The organism is Jannaschia sp. R86511 (assembly GCF_042466345.1).
Classification (GTDB): domain Bacteria; phylum Actinomycetota; class Actinomycetes; order Actinomycetales; family JBBAYJ01; genus Aquipuribacter.
In genome coordinates this window covers 634,800-650,926 of the sequence record NZ_JAXHCD010000001.1, presented here as the reverse complement: position 1 = coordinate 650,926, position 16,127 = coordinate 634,800, and the positions used below count along the sequence as shown (strand labels likewise).

Sequence of the window (16,127 nt, the reverse complement as noted above, 5' to 3'; positions counted from 1 at the left end):
CCTTCCAGGAGACGACGATGACCGACCGCCTTCACAGCCGGTCGGTAGGTCGTTCGGCACGTTGTGCTCCCGGGTGAACCTCCACCCCGTCATCGCTCACCCGATCGGCGCACCGACGCGGGTGTGTCGCTGGTTGTCGTACGGTCGACCGGGTGAGAGCTGCAGTCGTCACCACGCCCGGTCCGCCCGAGTCGCTCGAGCTGCGCGAGGTCGACGACCCGGTCCCCGCCCCGGACCAGGTCGTCGTGGCCGTGGCCGCGGCCGGCGTCAACCGGGCCGACCTGCTGCAGCGGCAGGGCCGGTACGACCCGCCCGCCGGCACGCCCGCCTGGCCGGGGCTGGAGTGCTCCGGCGTGGTCGTCGCGGTGGGCGAGGAGGTCCGGCACCTGCGTACCGGTGACGAGGTCTGCGCGCTGCTGGACGGCGGGGGCTACGCCGAGCAGGTGGCGGTGCGCGCCACGCAGGTGATGCCGGTGCCGGCCGGGGTGGACCTGGTCTCCGCCGCGGCCCTGCCGGAGGCCGCCGCCACGGTGCACAGCAACGTCGTGACCACGGCCCGGCTGCGGGCCGGCGAGACGTTCCTGGTCCACGGCGCGACCAGCGGCATCGGCACCTTCGCCACGCAGCTGGTCCGGGCCCTCGGCGCCACGCCCTACGCCACGGCGGGATCGCCGGAGAAGGTGGCCGCGGCCGCCGGGTTCGGTGCCGACGTCGTGCTCGACTACCGCGCCGACGACCTGGTGGCCCGGCTGCACGAGCTGACCGGCGGCGCCGGGGTCGACGTCGTGCTCGACCCGGTCGGCGCGCGCTACCTCGGGACCCACCTGCAGGTGCTCGCGACGGGCGGCCGGCTCGTCGTGATCGGGCTGATGGGGGGACGCACCGCCGAGCTGGACCTGGCCGCGCTCATGGCCAAGCGGGCCGCCGTGCACGGGAGCACGCTGCGGGCCCGGCCCTGGGCCGAGAAGGCCGACGTGTGCGCCCGGGTGGTGGCCGAGGTGTGGCCGCTGGTGGCCCGCGGGGCCGTGCGTCCTGTCGTCGACCGGGTGCTGCCGCTGGCCGACGCCGCCGAGGCGCACCGGGTCCTGGAGGCCGGCGAGCACGTCGGCAAGGTGCTCCTGGTGCCGTGATGTCCGACGATGGTCCGGTGGACGAGCAGCCGGACGACCGCACCGACCCCACCACCGACGCCAGCACCGGTCCGGGCGTCGAGCCCGGGCCCAGGGGCGAGGACCGCGTCGTGGTGGTCACGCCGCAGGGCATGAGCGTGACCACCGACACCAGCGAGGAGAACCTGGCCGGGATGGTCGAGCAGCCCGCCAAGGTCATGCGGATCGGGAGCATGATTAAGCAGCTGCTCGAGGAGGTGCGCAGCGCCCCGCTGGACGAGGCCGGCCGCGCCCGCCTCGCCGACGTCCACGCCCGCTCGGTGGCCGAGCTGGAGACCGGCCTGTCCGACGACCTGACCGCCGAGCTGCGCCGTCTGGCCCTGCCGTTCGACCCCGACTCCACCCCGACGGAGGCCGAGCTGCGGATCGCGCAGGCCCAGCTGGTCGGCTGGCTCGAGGGTCTCTTCCACGGCATCCAGACCACGCTGTTCGCCCAGCAGGTGGCCGCCCGGGCGCAGCTGGAGCAGATGCGCCGGCAGGCCCTGCCCGGACCCGCCACCGGCCCGGGTGGCCCGGACGGCCCGACCGCCACCGGGCAGTACCTCTGAGCCGGCCCGTGCCGCCGGGTCCCGTGCCGCCGGTTCCCCTGCCGGTCGTGGTGCGCGCATGGGGCTGATCGACCGGCTGGTCCGCCGGGTCGGCCCGCCCCCGCACCCGCTGGGCGAGGGTCTGTGGCGACGGGACTTCGACCGGGTGGACCGGGCCAGCGGGCGCGTCCTGCAGGTGCTCGCCCACCAGGGTCGCGAGGCCCCGCAGCTCGTCGAGGAGCTCACGGCCTGCCGCGACCGGGTCTGGCGCTGCTGCCTGGCCGCCGTGGCCCGCGCCCCCGGCACCGACACCGACGTCCCCGGTGACGACGACCTCGCCGCCGTCCACCACGCCGTGTCGCGGGCCGCCACCTCCGTGTCGCAGGCGGCCCAGGCGCTCGTCATCGCCGAGTCCGACCCCGCCGCCGCGCAGCGGGCCATGGCCCAGGCCACCGCCCGCTCGGTCGAGGCCGAGACCGCGCTCGGGCTGACGGGCTGACGGGTCAGGAGGCGTCGAGCAGCTCCTCGGACAACCACGCCCGCATGTCCTCGTCGTAGCCCTCGGGGTCCACGTTCCACTCCCGGGTGTGGTCGCCCGGCCCCTCGAAGCGGGTCGTCGCCCGCTCGGGGCCGAGGTAGTCCGCCAGCGTCCGGCTGGGCCCGTTCGGGACGAACGCGTCGTCGTCGGAGTGCACCAGGTAGACCGGCACGTCGACGACCACGGCCGCGTCCTCCCGCGACGCGAAGTCGAGCTCGTCCAGGTCGAGGTCGCCGCGCAGCTCGACGAACCGCATGGCCAGCGACGTGACCCACCGCGGCAGCCCGGCCAGGTCGCCCTGGTGCTCCAACGTGTCCCGCCAGTCGACGACCGGCGCGTCCAGCACGAGCCCGACCACCGCGTCGGCGTGCTCGGAGCGGTCCAGGACCTGCAGCTGGATGGCGCCACCCATCGACCAGCCGGCCAGGACCACCTGCTCGGCCCCGTTGTCCAGGGCGTAGCCGACCGCGGTGTCCAGGTCGCGCCACTCGGTGGCGCCCAGGCCGTAGCGGCCCGACGGGTCCTGCGGCGCGCCGGCGTCGTTGCGGTACTGCGGGACGAGCACCTCGAACCCCAGCTCGTGCCACAGCGGCAGGTAGCGGTTGGCCTCCTCCCGCTGCCCGCCCCGGCCGTGCGCGAACACGATCCACGTCCCCTGCGCCGCCCGCTGCTGCTCGTCGGGACGCAGCGGGGCGGGCACCCGGTAGGCGGCCAGCTCGCCGAGCTCGCCCTCCAGGGTGACCTCGGCGAACTCCATGCCGACCACCCCGGGGTCGCCGAGGAACACGTCCTGGTCGACCTGACCGTTCGCCCCGGCCCGCGGCAGCGTGCCCGAGCGGTCCTCCCACTCCCGGACCACCCGGCCGTCGGCGCGGCTCAGCACGTCGCCGGTGATCCCCCAGCCGGACCCGTCCTCGTCCTGCCAGCGGATCCCGTGCAGGCCCTCGACGGCCATCCCCGGCGTGTCCGGCAGCACGACGGTGCCGTCGGGGCGACCGGCGTCGTCGACCCCGGCGCTGAGCCCGACGGGCGGGGCCCCGCCCCGGTCGACCGCGAGCGCGATACCGGAGAAGTACCAGGCGACCCCGGCGACGAGCCCGGCGGCCAGCAGCAGCAGCGACGCGACCACGAACGCCGTGACGCGCAGCCAACGACGCCGACCGCGCGGCCGGCCGGCGGCAGGTCCGGCGGCAGGTCCGGCGGCGGGTCCGGCGGCGGGTCCGGCGGCCGCAGGGGTCGCAGCCGCAGCCGGTCCTCCCCCGGCCTCGGTCGTCCCCTCGGCCCTGTCCCCCTCGGCCCTGTCCCCCTCGGCCCTGTCGTCGCGCGTGGAGGTCATGCGTCGGCGCGACCTCCGGCGGCGACGGGTCGGGACCCGCGCTCGGCGAGCAGCCGCTCGACGACCTGCGCGACCCCGTCCTCGGCGCACGGCGGGGCCAGGTGGTCCGCGGCCGCCACGGCGGCCGGGTGGCCGTCGGTCATGGCGTAGCCCGTGCCGGCCCAGCGGAGCATGGCCACGTCGTTGGGCATGTCACCGAAGGCGACGACGTCGGCCCGGTCCACGCCCAGGTCGGCCGCGACCTCGGCCAGGGTGGCGGCCTTGTCGACGCCGGGGGGACCGATCTCGACCAGGGGGAACTGCGAGCCCGAGTGGGTCGGCTCACCGCGACCGGCCGTGACCCGCCGGGCCACGGCGAGCATGTCGTCGCCGGCCGTCGAGCTCGAGGCGTGGGTCGCCGGGCCGTCGGGGTCGGCGGGCGCGAACGGGTCGTCACCCTCGGCCGCCTTGGCCAGCAGCTTGACCACCGGTCCGCTACGGCGCAGCAGCTCGGCCAGGTCGGCGCGGGGCAGGTCGGCCTCGATGGCCTGCGGCCAGCCCGGCTCGACCCCGAACCAGTCGACCGACTCCACGGCGAAGTGGACCCCCGGCAGCTCCGCCCGCAGGTCGTGGGCCAGGCCGAGCACGTCGTCGACCGGGATCGTCCGGGTGCGGACCACGCCCTGGTCCGCCTCCCCCACCCGCTGCAGGTCGACCACGACCGCTCCGTTGGCCAGCACGGCGTGACCGGTGATGCCGGTCCGGCTCGCGATCTCGGTCATCCACCGCGGCGGGCGCCCCGTGGCCAGGACGACGTGCACCCCGGCGGCCACGGCGGACCGCAGCGCGGCGACCGTGCGGTCGCTGATCGGACCCAGCCGCGGCAGCAGCGTCCCGTCGATGTCGCTGGCCAGGAGACGCATGCGCCCATTGTGGGGGAGGACCCGCAGCGGGGCAGGGCGGACCGGCGACCGGCCACGCCCGGACGTGCCGAGGCCCTTGCGCTCCGGACCGCATACCGCGTATACATACCCGGTATGCAGTCCTTTCGGGCCGCGCAGGGCTGGGGACGGGGGACGTCGTGAGCATCAGGCACGCCGTGCTGACGCTGCTGGACGAGCAGCCGCAGCACGGCTTCCACCTCAAGGCCGAGTTCGAGCGCCGCACCGGGGGCACCTGGCCGCTCAACGTCGGCCAGGTCTACACGACGCTGCAGCGCCTGGAGCGTGACGGCCTGGTGTCGGCCCAGGAGCCCGGGCCGGACGGGAGCGTCACGTACGAGATCACGCCGCACGGCCGCTCCGCCGTCGGCGAGTGGTGGTCCGGCACGGTCGACCGGGCGGCTCCCACCCGCGACGAGCTGACCATCAAGGTGGCGCTCGCGGTGACGACCCCCGGCGTCGACGTCGGCGACATCCTGCGCCGGCAGCGCACGGCCAGCCTGCAGCTGCTGCAGGCGCTCAACCGCGCCCGGTCCGCGGCCGAGGGCGACCTGGCCTGGTCGCTCGTGCTGGACCGGCTCAGCTTCGACGCCCAGGCCGAGGCGCAGTGGCTGGACCACGTCGAGGCGTCGCTGCGCCGCCGCGGCGGACCCGTCACCCGGCCGGCCGGCCGCGCCGGGACCGACGACGGGACCGACCGCGAGACCGACAGCGAGACCTACCGCACCCGCCCTGCACCGACCGCTGGCACCACCGGGGGGACCCCATGACCGCACGACACGACCTGCTGAGGCTGGACGACGTCCACCGCGGCTACGGCGAGGGCGAGGCCCGGGTGGTCGCCCTGGACGGGGTCAGCCTCGCGGTGGCCCCCGGCGAGCTGGTGGCGGTGATGGGCGCGTCCGGTGCGGGCAAGTCGACCCTGCTGCACGTGTCGGGCGGGCTGGACGTCCCCGACCGCGGCGCCGTGACCGTGGACGGCCTGGACCTCGGCGGCCTGGACCGGACCCGGCTGGCCGCAGTGCGGCGCCGGGCCGTGGGCTACGTGTTCCAGGACCTCAACCTGGTGAGCACGCTGACCCTGGCCGAGAACGTCGCCCTGCCGCTGGAGCTGGACGGCCTGCGCCGGGGCCCCGCCCGCGAGCAGGCGGTGGCCGCCCTGACCGAGGTGGGGGTGCAGGCCGGCGCGGACCGGTTCCCCGACGAGGTGTCCGGCGGGCAGCGGCAGCGGGCGGCCATCGCCCGGGCCCTGGTCGGACCACGACGGCTGCTGCTGGCCGACGAGCCGACCGGTGCGCTGGACTCGGTGACCGGCGAGGACGTGATGGCCGTGCTGCGCGGCCGGGTTGACGCCGGCGCGGGCGGCCTGCTGGTCACGCACGACCCCCGCACCGCGGCCTGGGCGGACCGGGTGGTGTTCCTGCGGGACGGTCGGCTGGTCGACAGCACGGCGCCCACGACGGACGCCGCGGCGTTCCTCGGCCTGGCGCCTGCCGTGGACGCCGAGCCGTGACCGCGACGGGGGACGACCACCGGCCGCTGGGCGGGACCCGGGGCTGGGGGCCGGCGCTGCGCCTGGCCCGCCGCGACGCGTCGCGGCACCGGGGCCGGACCGCTGCGGCGGCGGTGATGATCCTCGTGCCGACCGCGCTGGCCGCGCTGGTCGCGGTGCTCGTGCAGTCCAACGCCTACGACCCCGCCCAGGAGGCCGGGCTCCGGCTCGCCTCGGCCGAGGCGCTGGTCGACTCCGTGTGGTCCGGCCCGGTGGACACCGACGGCTTCGGCCGCCCCGTCGACACGGGCACCGGGGTCGAGCAGGTCGACCTCGACGCCGAGGCGGTGGCGGCCCGGGTGGGCGAGAAGGTGGTCGCCATGGTGACCGGGGCCGTGGGTGTGGCCCGGCCGGACGGCGGCTCGCTGGTCTCCGACGTCCTGGTGACGGACCTGTCCGAACCGGTGACCGACGGCCTGGTCGTGCTGCTGGCCGGCGAGCTGCCGCAGGACACCGGCGAGGTCGCCGTCACCCCGGGCCTCGCCGACCGGCTCGGCGCCCGCCCCGGGGACGAGGTGGTCGTCGGCGGCCGCGAGGTCGAGGTCACCGGGCTGGCCGTCGGTCGCTACGGCGACGCCAGGCTCGACCGTGTCGTCGCGCTGCCGGGGACCGTGGCGCTGCCCGACGGCCCGGCCTCCTACTGGCTGGTCGACCGACGCGACCCGATGCCCTCGGAGGAGGTGGCGGAGCTCGGTCGGGCCGGCGTGGCCGCGGTGTCGCGGACGGCCCTGGCCGACCCCTCCTGGCGCAGCGGTGAGTCCTCCCCCGGTACGACCACCGGCAGCGCGGTCGTCCTGGCCGTCGGCGTGGTTCTCGTGCTGCTCGAGATCACCCTGCTGGCCGGTCCTGCGTTCGCGGTCGGCGTGCGGTCCCAGCAGCGGACCCTGGCCCTGGTCGCGTCGGTCGGCGGCGACGAGCGTGCGCTGCGACGGGTGGTGCTGGCGCAGGGGGTTCTGGTCGGCGGCGGCGCCTCGCTGGTCGGGGTCGGGGTCGGCACGCTCGCCGGCGTCGCCGTCCAGGAGCTCGGGCGCTACCGCCTCGCGGTGTCGTTCGGCCCGGTCGAGCTGCCCTGGCTCTACCTGCTCGCGTTCGTCGTCGCGGGCACGGCGGCGGCGGTCGCGGCGTGCCTCGTCCCCGCCACCACGGTCGCGCGGAGACTGGCGGGCGGGGTGACGACGACGCGGGACCCCGGCACGACGGGCTGGCCGTGGCGCCGGGCCGTCGCCGGAGCCGCGCTGCTCGTCCTGGGCCCCGCGACGATGCTCGTGTCGTCGCAGCGTGAGCCCTTCGACAACGCGGCGCCGCTGTCGTCCGGGATCCTGCTCGTCGCGGTGGGCATGGTGCTGGTGGTGCCCGTGGTGGTGGCCGCCGGCGGGCGCGCGACGTCCCGGCTGCCCCTGGCGCTGCGCCTGGCCGGGCGCGAGCAGGCCCGGGCCGCGGCTCGCAGCACCGCGGCGGTCGCCGCCGTCGCCGTGGCGGCCGCCTCGCTGGTCGGGGTGATGACCTACACGGCCAGCAGCGCGACGGTCGAGCGCCGCGAGTACGTCCCGACCGCCGCACCGGGGGTCAGCCGGGTCTCGCTGGGGGTGACCACGGTGGACGCCACCGGCTCGGTCAGCGCGTCGGACGACCCGGCCCCCGTCGTCGCGGCGGCCACGGTCGCCGTACCCGGGGCCGCGGTCGCCCCACGGGGCCGCCTGTTCGCCCCCGACGCGACCGTCGAGCTCTTCCTGCCGACCCCGGGCTGCCCCGTCGTGCAGCCCACCGACCCCGACCGGTGCACCGGCTCGTGGTCGGACGGCGCCGTGCTCCCGGGCGTCCCGGTGGAGGTGGCCGGACCCGACGCCCTGGACCTGCTCGGCTACGACCTGACCGCCGAGCAGCGCGGGCACCTGGCCGCCGGCGGCATCCTGCTCGACGACACGGCCGACGTCGTGGGCGACGAGGACGGCACGGTCGAGCTCACCGCGTTCGTCCTGCCTCACGGGGCCGTGGTGAGCGACGGCACGGCCACGACGGCAACCGTCACGGTCATGCGCTACGACCGCGGCCTGCCGCAGCGCGCCTCCCTGGTGGTCGGCGAGGCCGCGGCCCGGCAGGTGGGTGCCTGGCGACCCAGCGAGGTGCTGGTGGGCACGCGCCCCGGTGACGAGGCGTCGGTGCAGGCGCTGCGCGAGGGGCTGGAGGGCGCGCTCGGCGTCGTGCCGACGGTCGAGGTCGAGCGCGGGTACAGCCCCGGCCAGCTGCGGTGGCTGGAGTACCTGGCCGTCACGGCCGCAACGCTGGTCCTGCTCCTCGCGACGTTCACGACCACGGCCCTGGCCCTCGCCGACGGCAGGCGGGACCGCACCGTCATGACCGCGGTGGGCGCCTCGCCGCGGTCCCGCCGGGCCCAGGCCGGGTGGACCGCCGCGCTCGTGGCCGGCAGCGGCGCCGTCGTCGGGACCCTGGTCGGGCTGGCCCCGGGCGCCGTGGTGGCCTGGCAGGCGACGAGGACGGCGGGCAGCAGCTCCCCGCCTGGCTTCGACTCGTGGACGTTCGTCGACGTGGGTCTGGACGCCGGCCTGGTCGTCGTCCCCTGGGGGTGGATAGGGCTCATCGTCGTGCTGCTGCCCGTCCTGGCCGGGCTCGTGGTGGCCGCGGTCGCCCGCGGCCGCGGGGAGCACGAGGCGGCCCGGCTGTCGGCGAGGCTCGGGTGAGCCGGCTGCCCACCGCCCGGTCCGGGACCGACCTGACCGTGGACGTCGCGATGCGCCGGGCCGAGCGGGCCGCCCAGGCCGGACCCGCCGGGCCGGACGACCCTCCGGCGCGGGCCCGGCCGGCGCGGGTCGGCGCCCCGGTCGGCGAGGCCGTCCTCAGGCCGCGACGTCGAGGTCCAGGACCCGTTCCAGGAACACGGCCAGGCCGTCCTCGGTGACGGGCGGCACCTGCTCGTCCGCAGCGGCGCGCACGTCGTCGTCCAGCGCGTTGCCCATCGCGGCGGAGCGCGCCGCCCACTGCAGCATCTCGATGTCGTTGCGGCCGTCCCCGATGGCGTAGGTGTCCCCGGGCTCCACGCCCAGCCGGCGCCGCACCGACTCCAGCGCGCTGGCCTTGGACACCCCCTCGGGGGCGAGGTCCAGCCAGGCCGACCAGCCCACGGCGTAGGCCACCGAGTTCAGCCCGATCCGCTGGACGATCTGCTCGAACTCCTCCGGCGTGTGGTCCAGGCTGCGCACGATGACCCGCAGCGCCCGCGTGGCCGACAGCTCCTCGAACGAGCCGACCCGGTAGGGACCGCTCAGCTCGCCCTCGGGGAAGGCCTGGGTGAGCAGCTTGTCCAGCGACTCCGTCTCGACCCCGTACAGCGCGCTGGGCAGGTGCTCGCGGATCAGGGCGAGCGCCGGCGCGGGGTCGAACGAGATCGACTCGGTCACCTCGTAGCCCCGGGGCAGGTCGGGGTCCAGGCCCAGCGTCACGGCCCCGTTGCTGACCACGGCCGTACCCCTCAGCAGGTCGAGCCGGTCGAGCACCTCCAGCGTGCCGTCGGTGCTGCGGCCGGTGGCGATGACGACGTGGGCGACCTCGCTGGCGGCGCGGACGGTGCGCCGGACCCGCTCGCTCAGCCGGTCGTCGTGGTCGACGATCGTGCCGTCGATGTCGATGCCGACCAGCGCCCGACGCGGCCCGCCCCGGCCGGTGCCGCTGCCCGCAGCGCCGCTCACACGGGCGCCAGCACGTCGGTGCCGAGCCGGGCGGCGAGCGGCGGCGGGAGCACGACGGAGCCGTCCGCCTGCTGGTTGTTCTCCAGCAGCGCCACGAGCCAGCGCGTCGTGGCCAGGGTCCCGTTCAGGGTGGCCACGGGGCTGGTGCCGTTCTCGCCGCGGGAGCGGATGTCCAGGCGACGGGCCTGGAACGTCGTGCAGTTGCTCGTGCTGCTCAGCTCCAGCCAGCGCTGCTGCGACGGCAGCCACGCCTCGCAGTCGTACTTGCGCGCGGCGCTGGAGCCCAGGTCGCCGGCGGCCACGTCGATGACGCGGTAGGGCAGCCCGAGGGCCTGCAGCATGCCCTCCTCCAGGGCCAGCATCCGCTCGTGCTCGTGCTCGGCGTCGGCCGGGTCGGCGAAGGCGAACATCTCGACCTTGTGGAACTGGTGGACGCGGATGATGCCGCGGGTGTCCTTGCCGTGGCTGCCGGCCTCGCGGCGGTAGCAGGCGGACCAACCGGCGTAGCGCAGCGGCCCGTCGGTCAGGTCGAGGATCTCGTCGGAGTGGTAGCCGGCGAGCGCGACCTCGCTGGTGCCGACCAGGTACAGGTCGTCGGCGGCCAGGCGGTAGACCTCGTCGGCGTGCGCGCCCAGGAACCCGGTGCCGGCCATGATCTCGGGCCGGACCAGGGTCGGGGTGATCATGGGCGTGAAGCCGGCCTCGTAGGCGGTGTCCATGGCCAGCTGCAGCAGCGCCAGCTCCAGCCGCGCGCCCACCCCGGTCAGGAAGTAGAACCGGCTGCCGGAGACCTTGGCGCCGCGCTTGACGTCGATCGCGCGCAGCCCCTCGGCCACCGCGAGGTGGTCGGGCACGGCGCCCGCGGCGTCGACCACGCCCTCGGCCTCGAAGTCGCGCACCTGACCCACCTCGCGCAGCACGACGTAGTCGTCCTCGCCGCCGGCGGGCACCCCGGCCAGCACCACGTTGTCGATGGCGCGCAGCGACCGGTCGAGCTCGGCCTGGACCGCGTCGACCTCGACCTGGGCCGCCTTGACCGCGTCGGACAGCTGCTTGGCCTGGGCGACCAGCGCGGCCTTGTCGTCCTTGGCGGCCGCGGCCACGGTCTTGCCGAACGCCTTCTGCTCCGAGCGCAGCTGCTCGTAGCGGGCCACCTGCTCACGCCGTGAGACGTCGGCCGCCAGGGCCGCGTCGACCGCGGCCGGGTCGGCCCCGCGCCGGGTCTGGCTGTCCCTGACGGTCTGCGGGTCGTCCCGGAGCGCCTTGATGTCGATCACGCCCCGAGACTACGGGGGTCGGGCGCGGGCGGGCGGGCCGTGCGGCACTACGCTCCAGGCGTGGACAACGAGCCCTCGGGGGGCGGCGAGCAGTCGCCCGCGCAGAAGTGGGTCGCTGTCGTCGCGCACCCCGGCAAGACGGACATGACCGAGGTCCGTCGCGAGGTGTCCGAGCTGGCCACCCGCGCGGGCTGGGGCGAGCCGCGCTTCTGGGAGACCACGGTCGACGAGACCGGGGCCGCGCAGGCGAAGGAGGCCGTCGAGGCCGGGGCCACGGTCGTGGCGGTGTCCGGTGGTGACGGCACGGTCCGCTCGGTGGCCTCCGCCCTGGTCGGCGGGTCGACGCCCATGGCGATCCTGCCCGCCGGCACGGGCAACCTGCTGGCCCGGGGCCTCGGCATCAGCCACACCAACCGCTCCGAGGCGGTCGCCCTGCTGGAGACGGTCCACCGCCGCCACGTCGACGTCATGGAGGCGGTGCTGGTCCACGCCGACGGCACCCGCACCACCGAGCTGTCGCTGGTGGGGCTCGGCATCGGCTACAACGCCGACATCATGGCCGGCGTCGACGAGAACCTGAAGAAGCGAGCCGGCTGGCTGGCCTACGTGTTCTCGGGCGCGCGCGCCATCCGCCGTCACGCCCTCAAGGTCCGCATCGCCGACGACGTGTCCGACGTGTCCGCCCCGCTGCTGCGCAGCGGCGTCGAGCAGCGCACCATCCGCTCGATCCTCGTGATGACGTGCGGCGAGCTGGTCGGCGGCCTGCGCCTGCTCGAGGAGTCCACCCCGGACGACGGCACCATCGAGACCGTCATCGCCTCGCCGCGCAGCCACTTCGAGCTGGTCTGGCAGCTGGGCCGGCTCGTCAGCCGCCGCGACGCCCGTGGCGCCAACGTCGACGTGCTGCGCTCCACCCGCAACGTCGTCGTGGAGTGCCCGCGCGAGACCGAGGCCCAGGTCGACGGCGACCCGGTCGGCGAGGTCACCCGCATCGAGGTCACCCTGCGCCCCGGCGCCCTCCAGGTCATCGCCCCCGACCCCACCTGACGCCCCCGGGCGCCACGCGGCCGCATGGGCGCCCGCCTCAGACGACCAGGCGGGTGGGGCGCTGGTCAGCGGCCGCGGCGGCCAGGCCGGCCAGGCGCCGGACGGCCTCGTCGACCCGGTCGGCCGGGACCACGAACGGCAGCCGCAGGTAGCGCTCGAGCGCGCCGTCGACGCCGAAGCGCGGTCCCGCCGCCAGCCGCAGGCCGTGCGCCCCGGCCATCTCGGCCATCGAGCTGCTCGAGCGGTGGTCCAGCTCGGCCCACAGCGACAGCCCGCCCTGCGGCGTCCGCCAGCGCCAGGCCGGCAGCTCACGGCGCAGCGCGACCTCCAGCACGTCACGGCGGACGCGGACCTCGTCACGACGTGCCTGGGCGTGGGCCTCGCGGTCCGGGTCGCGCAGCAGGTGCGCCAGCGCGAGCTGACCCAGGACCGCCGTGCCCAGGTCCCAGGACAGGCGGGCCTCCACGAGCCGGTCGGCCAGGTCCCGCGGGGCGCGGACCCAGCCCAGCCGCAGACCGGCCCAGGCGGACTTGCTCACCCCGCCGACCGTCACGACCGAGTCCGAGAACGACGCCAGCGGCGGCTCGGGCGCCCGGCCGTCCAGCCGCAGGTCGACCAGGGTCTCGTCCACCACCAGCGTGGTCCCGACGGCGTCGGCGGCGGCCACCAGCTCCGCCCGCTGGGCCGCCCCCATCACCGCGCCGGTGGGGTTGTGGCAGTCGGGCAGCACGTAGCCGAGGGTCGGGGCGCTCTGCCGCAGCACGGCCCGCCACGCGTCCAGGTCCCACGACGGCTCGTCGAGGTCGCCCAGCGGGGCCGGGACCAGGCGGGCGCCCGCCCGGCGGGCCGCCTCCAGGGCGTTGGGGTAGGTGGGCTGCTCGACCACGACGCGGTCGCCCGGCTGCACGAGCACCCGCAGCAGGAGGGCCCAGGCCGACACCGCGCCGGAGGTGACGACCACCTGCGACGGGTCGGTTCGCAGGCCCCGGGCCTCGAACGCCTCGGCCACCGCCCGGCGCGCCTCGGGCACGCCCGCCGCGTCGTAGCCGACGCCGGGCAGGTGCCGGGGCAGCTCGAGCAGGGCGGCCTCGTAGGCGGCCCGCACGGCGACCCCGTCGGCGGGCAGGGTGGCCGCGGCCAGGTCGATGACGTCACCGGCCAGCTCCGAGGAGGTGGCCGGCGCGATGGCCCCGCCGGTCGGACGGACGCCGCCCGGCACGGCCGTCCACGAGCCCGAGCCCTGCCGCGAGCGCAGGAAACCGTCCTCACGCAGGTGGTCGTAGGCGGCCGTGACCGTGGTCCGGCTCAGGTGCAGCTGCTCGGCGAGCTGGCGCTCGCTGGGCACGCGGACGTCCAGCGGCAGCCGGCCGTCCAGCACGAGCGCGCGCAGCCGCCCCGCCAGACCCAGGTACGTCGGGCCCGCGCTCCGCCACTGCTCACCCAGCAGGCGGCCCAGCGTCAAGGCCCCCATCCGCGTCCTCATCGGGCCAGTGTGGCTGGATTGGCTCTGGGATGGAAGGCCAATCGAGGTCCACAGTGGACGACATGCTCCCCCGCCCCGTCCCCCGTCGCCTCGTCCAGCTGTTCCTCGGGCTCGTCCTGTACGGCGTGACGATGGCGCTGATGGTCCGCTCGGGCCTGGGGCTCAACCCGTGGGACGTGCTGCACGAGGGGCTGTCCGGGCTGACGGGCCTGACCTTCGGCACCGTGACCGTGCTGGTGGGCGTCGTGGTCCTGCTCGCGTGGGTCGCGCTGCGCCAGCGTCCGGGGATCGGCACGGTGGCCAACGTCGTGGTCATCGGCGTCGCCGTGGACGCGGCTCTTTGGCTGCTGCCCGAGCCGGAGCACCTGGCCGTCCGCATCGCGTTCCTGCTGACCGGTGTCGTCGGCAACGGGATCGCCGGCGGGCTCTACATCGGGGCGGGCCTCGGCCCCGGACCCCGGGACGGGCTGATGACCGGCCTGGTGCGCGTGACCGGACGCTCGACCAGGCTGGTCCGCACCACCATCGAGCTGACGGTGCTCGCCGTCGGCTGGCTGATCGGCGGCACGGTCGGCGTCGGCACGGTGCTCTACGCCCTCGCCATCGGCCCGGTCGTGCAGCTGGCGCTCGGCTGGTTCACGGTGCGCGCACCGAGGACCGCCCCCGTCATCGCACCAACGGCACCGTGACCTCGACACCTCCGACCGCGCCGTCCGGGGCGAGCAGCACGACCTGACGGAGGTCCTGCAGCCGGAGGTCGGCCCCCCGTCGGTCGGCCTCCACCAGGAGGGCCAGCACGGCCGGGTGCAGCTGGTCCGACGTCAGCACGGGCTCATCGGCGTGCGACCACCGACTGACCAGATGCGGACCCGCCGGGACGCACCCGGACACCGTGTCGACACCCGGAGGGTCCCAGCCGTCCGGCACGTCACCGTCCACCGGCCAGCAGCAGAGCAGCTGCAGCGAGTCCTCGGAACCGGGCGCCACCCGGAACGCCGACCACGGCTGGCCGGTGGGACGCCGTCCGACCTCGTCGAGCCCGCGCCACAGCGCGGCGAACGCCCGGTTGGCACGCTCGGTGGCCTCGTCGTCGGAGTCTCCCGCGGCCTCGTCGGCACTCACGGGGAGCAGCGCCCCGACCCAGCGCTGCGCCGGCCGGTCCCGCTCGACGACCGGCCACCTGTCCTCGGCCCCGACTTCGCCCAGGTGCCGCTCGAGCCCGTCGAGCGCCTCGTCCTGCGCCTCGCGCTCGGCGGCGACCCGCTCGCGGAACGTGGTCACCACCGCAGCAGCGGGCGCCCCACCCGCCATCACCACTCCGGCCTCGGTCAGCGGCATCCCCGCCAGACGCAGGGCGCGCAGCCGGAGCGCAGGTGTCAGCTGCGAGAACCCGTAGCGCCGGTAGCGCGAACCCGCGTCCACGTGCGCCGGCTGCAGCACCCCGCGCTCGTCGTAGTGGCGGAGCGCCTTGACCCCGAGACCGGTCAGCTGGGCGAACTCGCCGATGCTCATCATGACGGCAAGGCTGCCGCCTCCACCGAGGGGAGGGTCAAGCCTGCTCCGCCGCCGGGTCGTCGCCCAGCAGCCCCGCGAGCCAGGTGTCGGCCTCGGCGAACCCCTCGGCCCCGGTCCAGGTCGGCACGCGCGACGGCGCCTTGTCCGCCCGGGGGTAGGAGCCCAGGAACCGGGTGTGCGGGCTGAGCCGGCGCAGGCCCTTGAGCGCCTCGGCCACCCGGGGCTCGCGGACGTGGCCGTCCAGGTCGATCGAGAAGCAGTACTCGCCGAAGCCGGACCCCGTGGGGCGCGACTCGATCCGGGTCAGGTCGACCCCGCGCGCGGCGAACTGCTCGAGCAGCTCCAGCAGCGCCCCGGAGTGGTTCTCCCGGAGGTAGGCCACCAGGCTGGTCCGGTCCGAGCCCGTGGCCTGCGGCACGGCCCCCGGCAGCGACACCACCACGAAGCGCGTGGTGGCCGGCCGGTCGCCGATGTCGGCCGCGAGCACCTGCAGGCCGTACCGCTCGACCGCCGACGGCGCGCAGATGGCGGCGTCGTAGGCGTGCTCGCCGGCCTGCGCCAGGCCGGCCGCGGCGGCCGCGGTGGACATGGCCGGCTCCACGGCGACGTCGGGCAGGGTGTCGGACAGCCACGCGCGGCACTGCGCCTCGGCGTGGGGGTGGCTGGCGACGCGGCGCACGTCGGCCAGGCCCGTGCCGGGCCGGGCCGCCAGCACGAACGTCACCGGGACCAGCTGCTCGGCCACGATGACCAGCGGCGGCGTGCTCGCGCTGAGCGCGTCCAGGGTCGCGTTGACGCCGCCCTCGAGCGAGTTCTCGATCGGCACGACGGCCGCGGCGACCTCACCGTCGCGGACCGCCTCGAAGCAGCGTCCGACCGTGGCCATCGGCACCCGCTCGACCGCCGGGGTGCCGTGCTCGGCCAGCACGCCGTCCAGGGCCGCCTCGGTGAACGTCCCGGCCGGGCCGAGGAACGCGACGCGGGTGGCGGGGGCCGACGGGCCGGGGCTGCTCACGCCCGGCCACGCTAGGCCATGGCGGGCGCGACGCGGTGCGGAAC

General features: G+C 76.2%; 15 protein-coding genes. 8 read left to right on the top strand and 7 right to left on the bottom strand.

All coding sequences use genetic code 11. The features are described from left to right. Positions 1-152 precede the first annotated feature (152 nt). Genes SJY06_RS03225 through SJY06_RS03215 form a run of 3 tightly spaced genes read left to right on the top strand, consistent with a single transcriptional unit; the run spans position 153 to position 2,195 of the window. Positions 153-1,130 carry an NAD(P)H-quinone oxidoreductase gene (locus SJY06_RS03225; protein WP_380164577.1) on the top strand — a complete coding sequence of 326 codons (978 nt, stop codon included), beginning with the start codon at positions 153-155 and terminating at the stop codon, positions 1,128-1,130. Between the two features lie 17 nt (positions 1,131-1,147). Beyond that, positions 1,148-1,717, top strand: a complete 570-nt coding sequence (locus tag SJY06_RS03220; protein WP_380164575.1) for a bacterial proteasome activator family protein — start codon at positions 1,148-1,150, stop codon at positions 1,715-1,717. Between the two features lie 58 nt (positions 1,718-1,775). Beyond that, positions 1,776-2,195 carry a hypothetical protein gene (locus SJY06_RS03215; RefSeq protein WP_380164573.1) on the top strand — a complete coding sequence of 140 codons (420 nt, stop codon included), beginning with the start codon at positions 1,776-1,778 and terminating at the stop codon, positions 2,193-2,195. A gap of 4 nt (positions 2,196-2,199) precedes the next feature. Here SJY06_RS03215 and SJY06_RS03210 read toward each other — a convergent pair whose 3' ends face one another. Together SJY06_RS03210 and SJY06_RS03205 are read right to left on the bottom strand one after the other, a co-directional pair. After that, complete coding sequence (locus SJY06_RS03210) at positions 2,200-3,363, bottom strand: alpha/beta hydrolase family protein (protein ID WP_380164571.1); 1,164 nt, start codon at positions 3,361-3,363, stop codon at positions 2,200-2,202. 203 nt (positions 3,364-3,566) lie between these two features. After that, positions 3,567-4,472 carry an HAD family hydrolase gene (locus tag SJY06_RS03205; protein WP_380164569.1) on the bottom strand — a complete coding sequence of 302 codons (906 nt, stop codon included), beginning with the start codon at positions 4,470-4,472 and terminating at the stop codon, positions 3,567-3,569. Positions 4,473-4,630: 158 nt separating this feature from the next. On the opposite strand from SJY06_RS03205, the gene SJY06_RS03200 reads away from it, so the two are divergent. The 3 genes from SJY06_RS03200 to SJY06_RS03190 are packed head-to-tail and all read left to right on the top strand — an operon-like array spanning position 4,631 to position 8,741. Further along, positions 4,631-5,260, top strand: a complete 630-nt coding sequence (locus SJY06_RS03200; RefSeq protein ID WP_380164567.1) for a PadR family transcriptional regulator — start codon at positions 4,631-4,633, stop codon at positions 5,258-5,260. After that, positions 5,257-6,003, top strand: coding sequence for an ABC transporter ATP-binding protein (locus SJY06_RS03195; RefSeq protein WP_380164565.1), 747 nt, complete (start codon positions 5,257-5,259; stop codon positions 6,001-6,003). The genes SJY06_RS03200 and SJY06_RS03195 overlap by 4 nt, the downstream gene beginning before the upstream one ends. Next, positions 6,000-8,741, top strand: coding sequence for a hypothetical protein (locus tag SJY06_RS03190; protein ID WP_380164563.1), 2,742 nt, complete (start codon positions 6,000-6,002; stop codon positions 8,739-8,741). The genes SJY06_RS03195 and SJY06_RS03190 overlap by 4 nt, the downstream gene beginning before the upstream one ends. A gap of 156 nt (positions 8,742-8,897) precedes the next feature. Here the strand turns inward: SJY06_RS03190 and SJY06_RS03185 are convergent, their stop codons facing one another. Together SJY06_RS03185 and serS are read right to left on the bottom strand one after the other, a co-directional pair. Beyond that, positions 8,898-9,746, bottom strand: a complete 849-nt coding sequence (locus SJY06_RS03185; protein WP_380164561.1) for an HAD family hydrolase — start codon at positions 9,744-9,746, stop codon at positions 8,898-8,900. Beyond that, on the bottom strand, positions 9,743-11,023 hold the full coding sequence (serS, locus tag SJY06_RS03180; RefSeq protein WP_380164559.1) for a serine--tRNA ligase: 1,281 nt from the start codon (positions 11,021-11,023) through the stop codon (positions 9,743-9,745). The genes SJY06_RS03185 and serS overlap by 4 nt, the downstream gene beginning before the upstream one ends. Before the next feature lie 60 nt (positions 11,024-11,083). Here serS and SJY06_RS03175 point away from each other — a divergent pair, with 60 nt between their 5' ends. Then, entirely contained in the window at positions 11,084-12,070 is a 987-nt protein-coding gene (locus SJY06_RS03175) for a diacylglycerol/lipid kinase family protein (protein ID WP_380164557.1), read from the top strand. Between the two features lie 37 nt (positions 12,071-12,107). On the opposite strand, the gene SJY06_RS03170 is transcribed toward SJY06_RS03175, so the two are convergent. Continuing rightward, positions 12,108-13,553 (bottom strand): PLP-dependent aminotransferase family protein, encoded by a 1,446-nt coding sequence (locus SJY06_RS03170; protein ID WP_380164555.1) that lies wholly within the window; start codon positions 13,551-13,553, stop codon positions 12,108-12,110. A 62-nt stretch (positions 13,554-13,615) separates the two neighbouring features. Here SJY06_RS03170 and SJY06_RS03165 point away from each other — a divergent pair, with 62 nt between their 5' ends. Continuing rightward, a complete protein-coding gene (locus SJY06_RS03165) occupies positions 13,616-14,242 on the top strand; it encodes a YitT family protein (protein ID WP_380164553.1) in 627 nt (208 codons plus the stop codon). Here the strand turns inward: SJY06_RS03165 and SJY06_RS03160 are convergent. Together SJY06_RS03160 and pheA are read right to left on the bottom strand one after the other, a co-directional pair. Then, positions 14,220-15,068 carry a MerR family transcriptional regulator gene (locus SJY06_RS03160; RefSeq protein WP_380164551.1) on the bottom strand — a complete coding sequence of 283 codons (849 nt, stop codon included), beginning with the start codon at positions 15,066-15,068 and terminating at the stop codon, positions 14,220-14,222. The two genes, SJY06_RS03165 and SJY06_RS03160, sit on opposite strands and share 23 nt — an antisense overlap. 34 nt (positions 15,069-15,102) lie before the next feature. Further along, a complete protein-coding gene (pheA, locus tag SJY06_RS03155; protein ID WP_380164549.1) occupies positions 15,103-16,083 on the bottom strand; it encodes a prephenate dehydratase in 981 nt (326 codons plus the stop codon). Positions 16,084-16,127: the final 44 nt, after the last annotated feature.

Coding starts and splice junctions, on each gene's coding strand:
- SJY06_RS03215 (WP_380164573.1), top strand. CDS start 1,776: ATGGGGCTGATCGACCGGCTGGTCCGCCGGGTCGGCCCGCCCCCGCAC.
- SJY06_RS03205 (WP_380164569.1), bottom strand. CDS start 4,472: ATGCGTCTCCTGGCCAGCGACATCGACGGGACGCTGCTGCCGCGGCTG.
- SJY06_RS03195 (WP_380164565.1), top strand. CDS start 5,257: ATGACCGCACGACACGACCTGCTGAGGCTGGACGACGTCCACCGCGGC.
- SJY06_RS03170 (WP_380164555.1), bottom strand. CDS start 13,553: ATGAGGACGCGGATGGGGGCCTTGACGCTGGGCCGCCTGCTGGGTGAG.
- SJY06_RS03165 (WP_380164553.1), top strand. CDS start 13,616: ATGCTCCCCCGCCCCGTCCCCCGTCGCCTCGTCCAGCTGTTCCTCGGG.
- SJY06_RS03160 (WP_380164551.1), bottom strand. CDS start 15,068: ATGATGAGCATCGGCGAGTTCGCCCAGCTGACCGGTCTCGGGGTCAAG.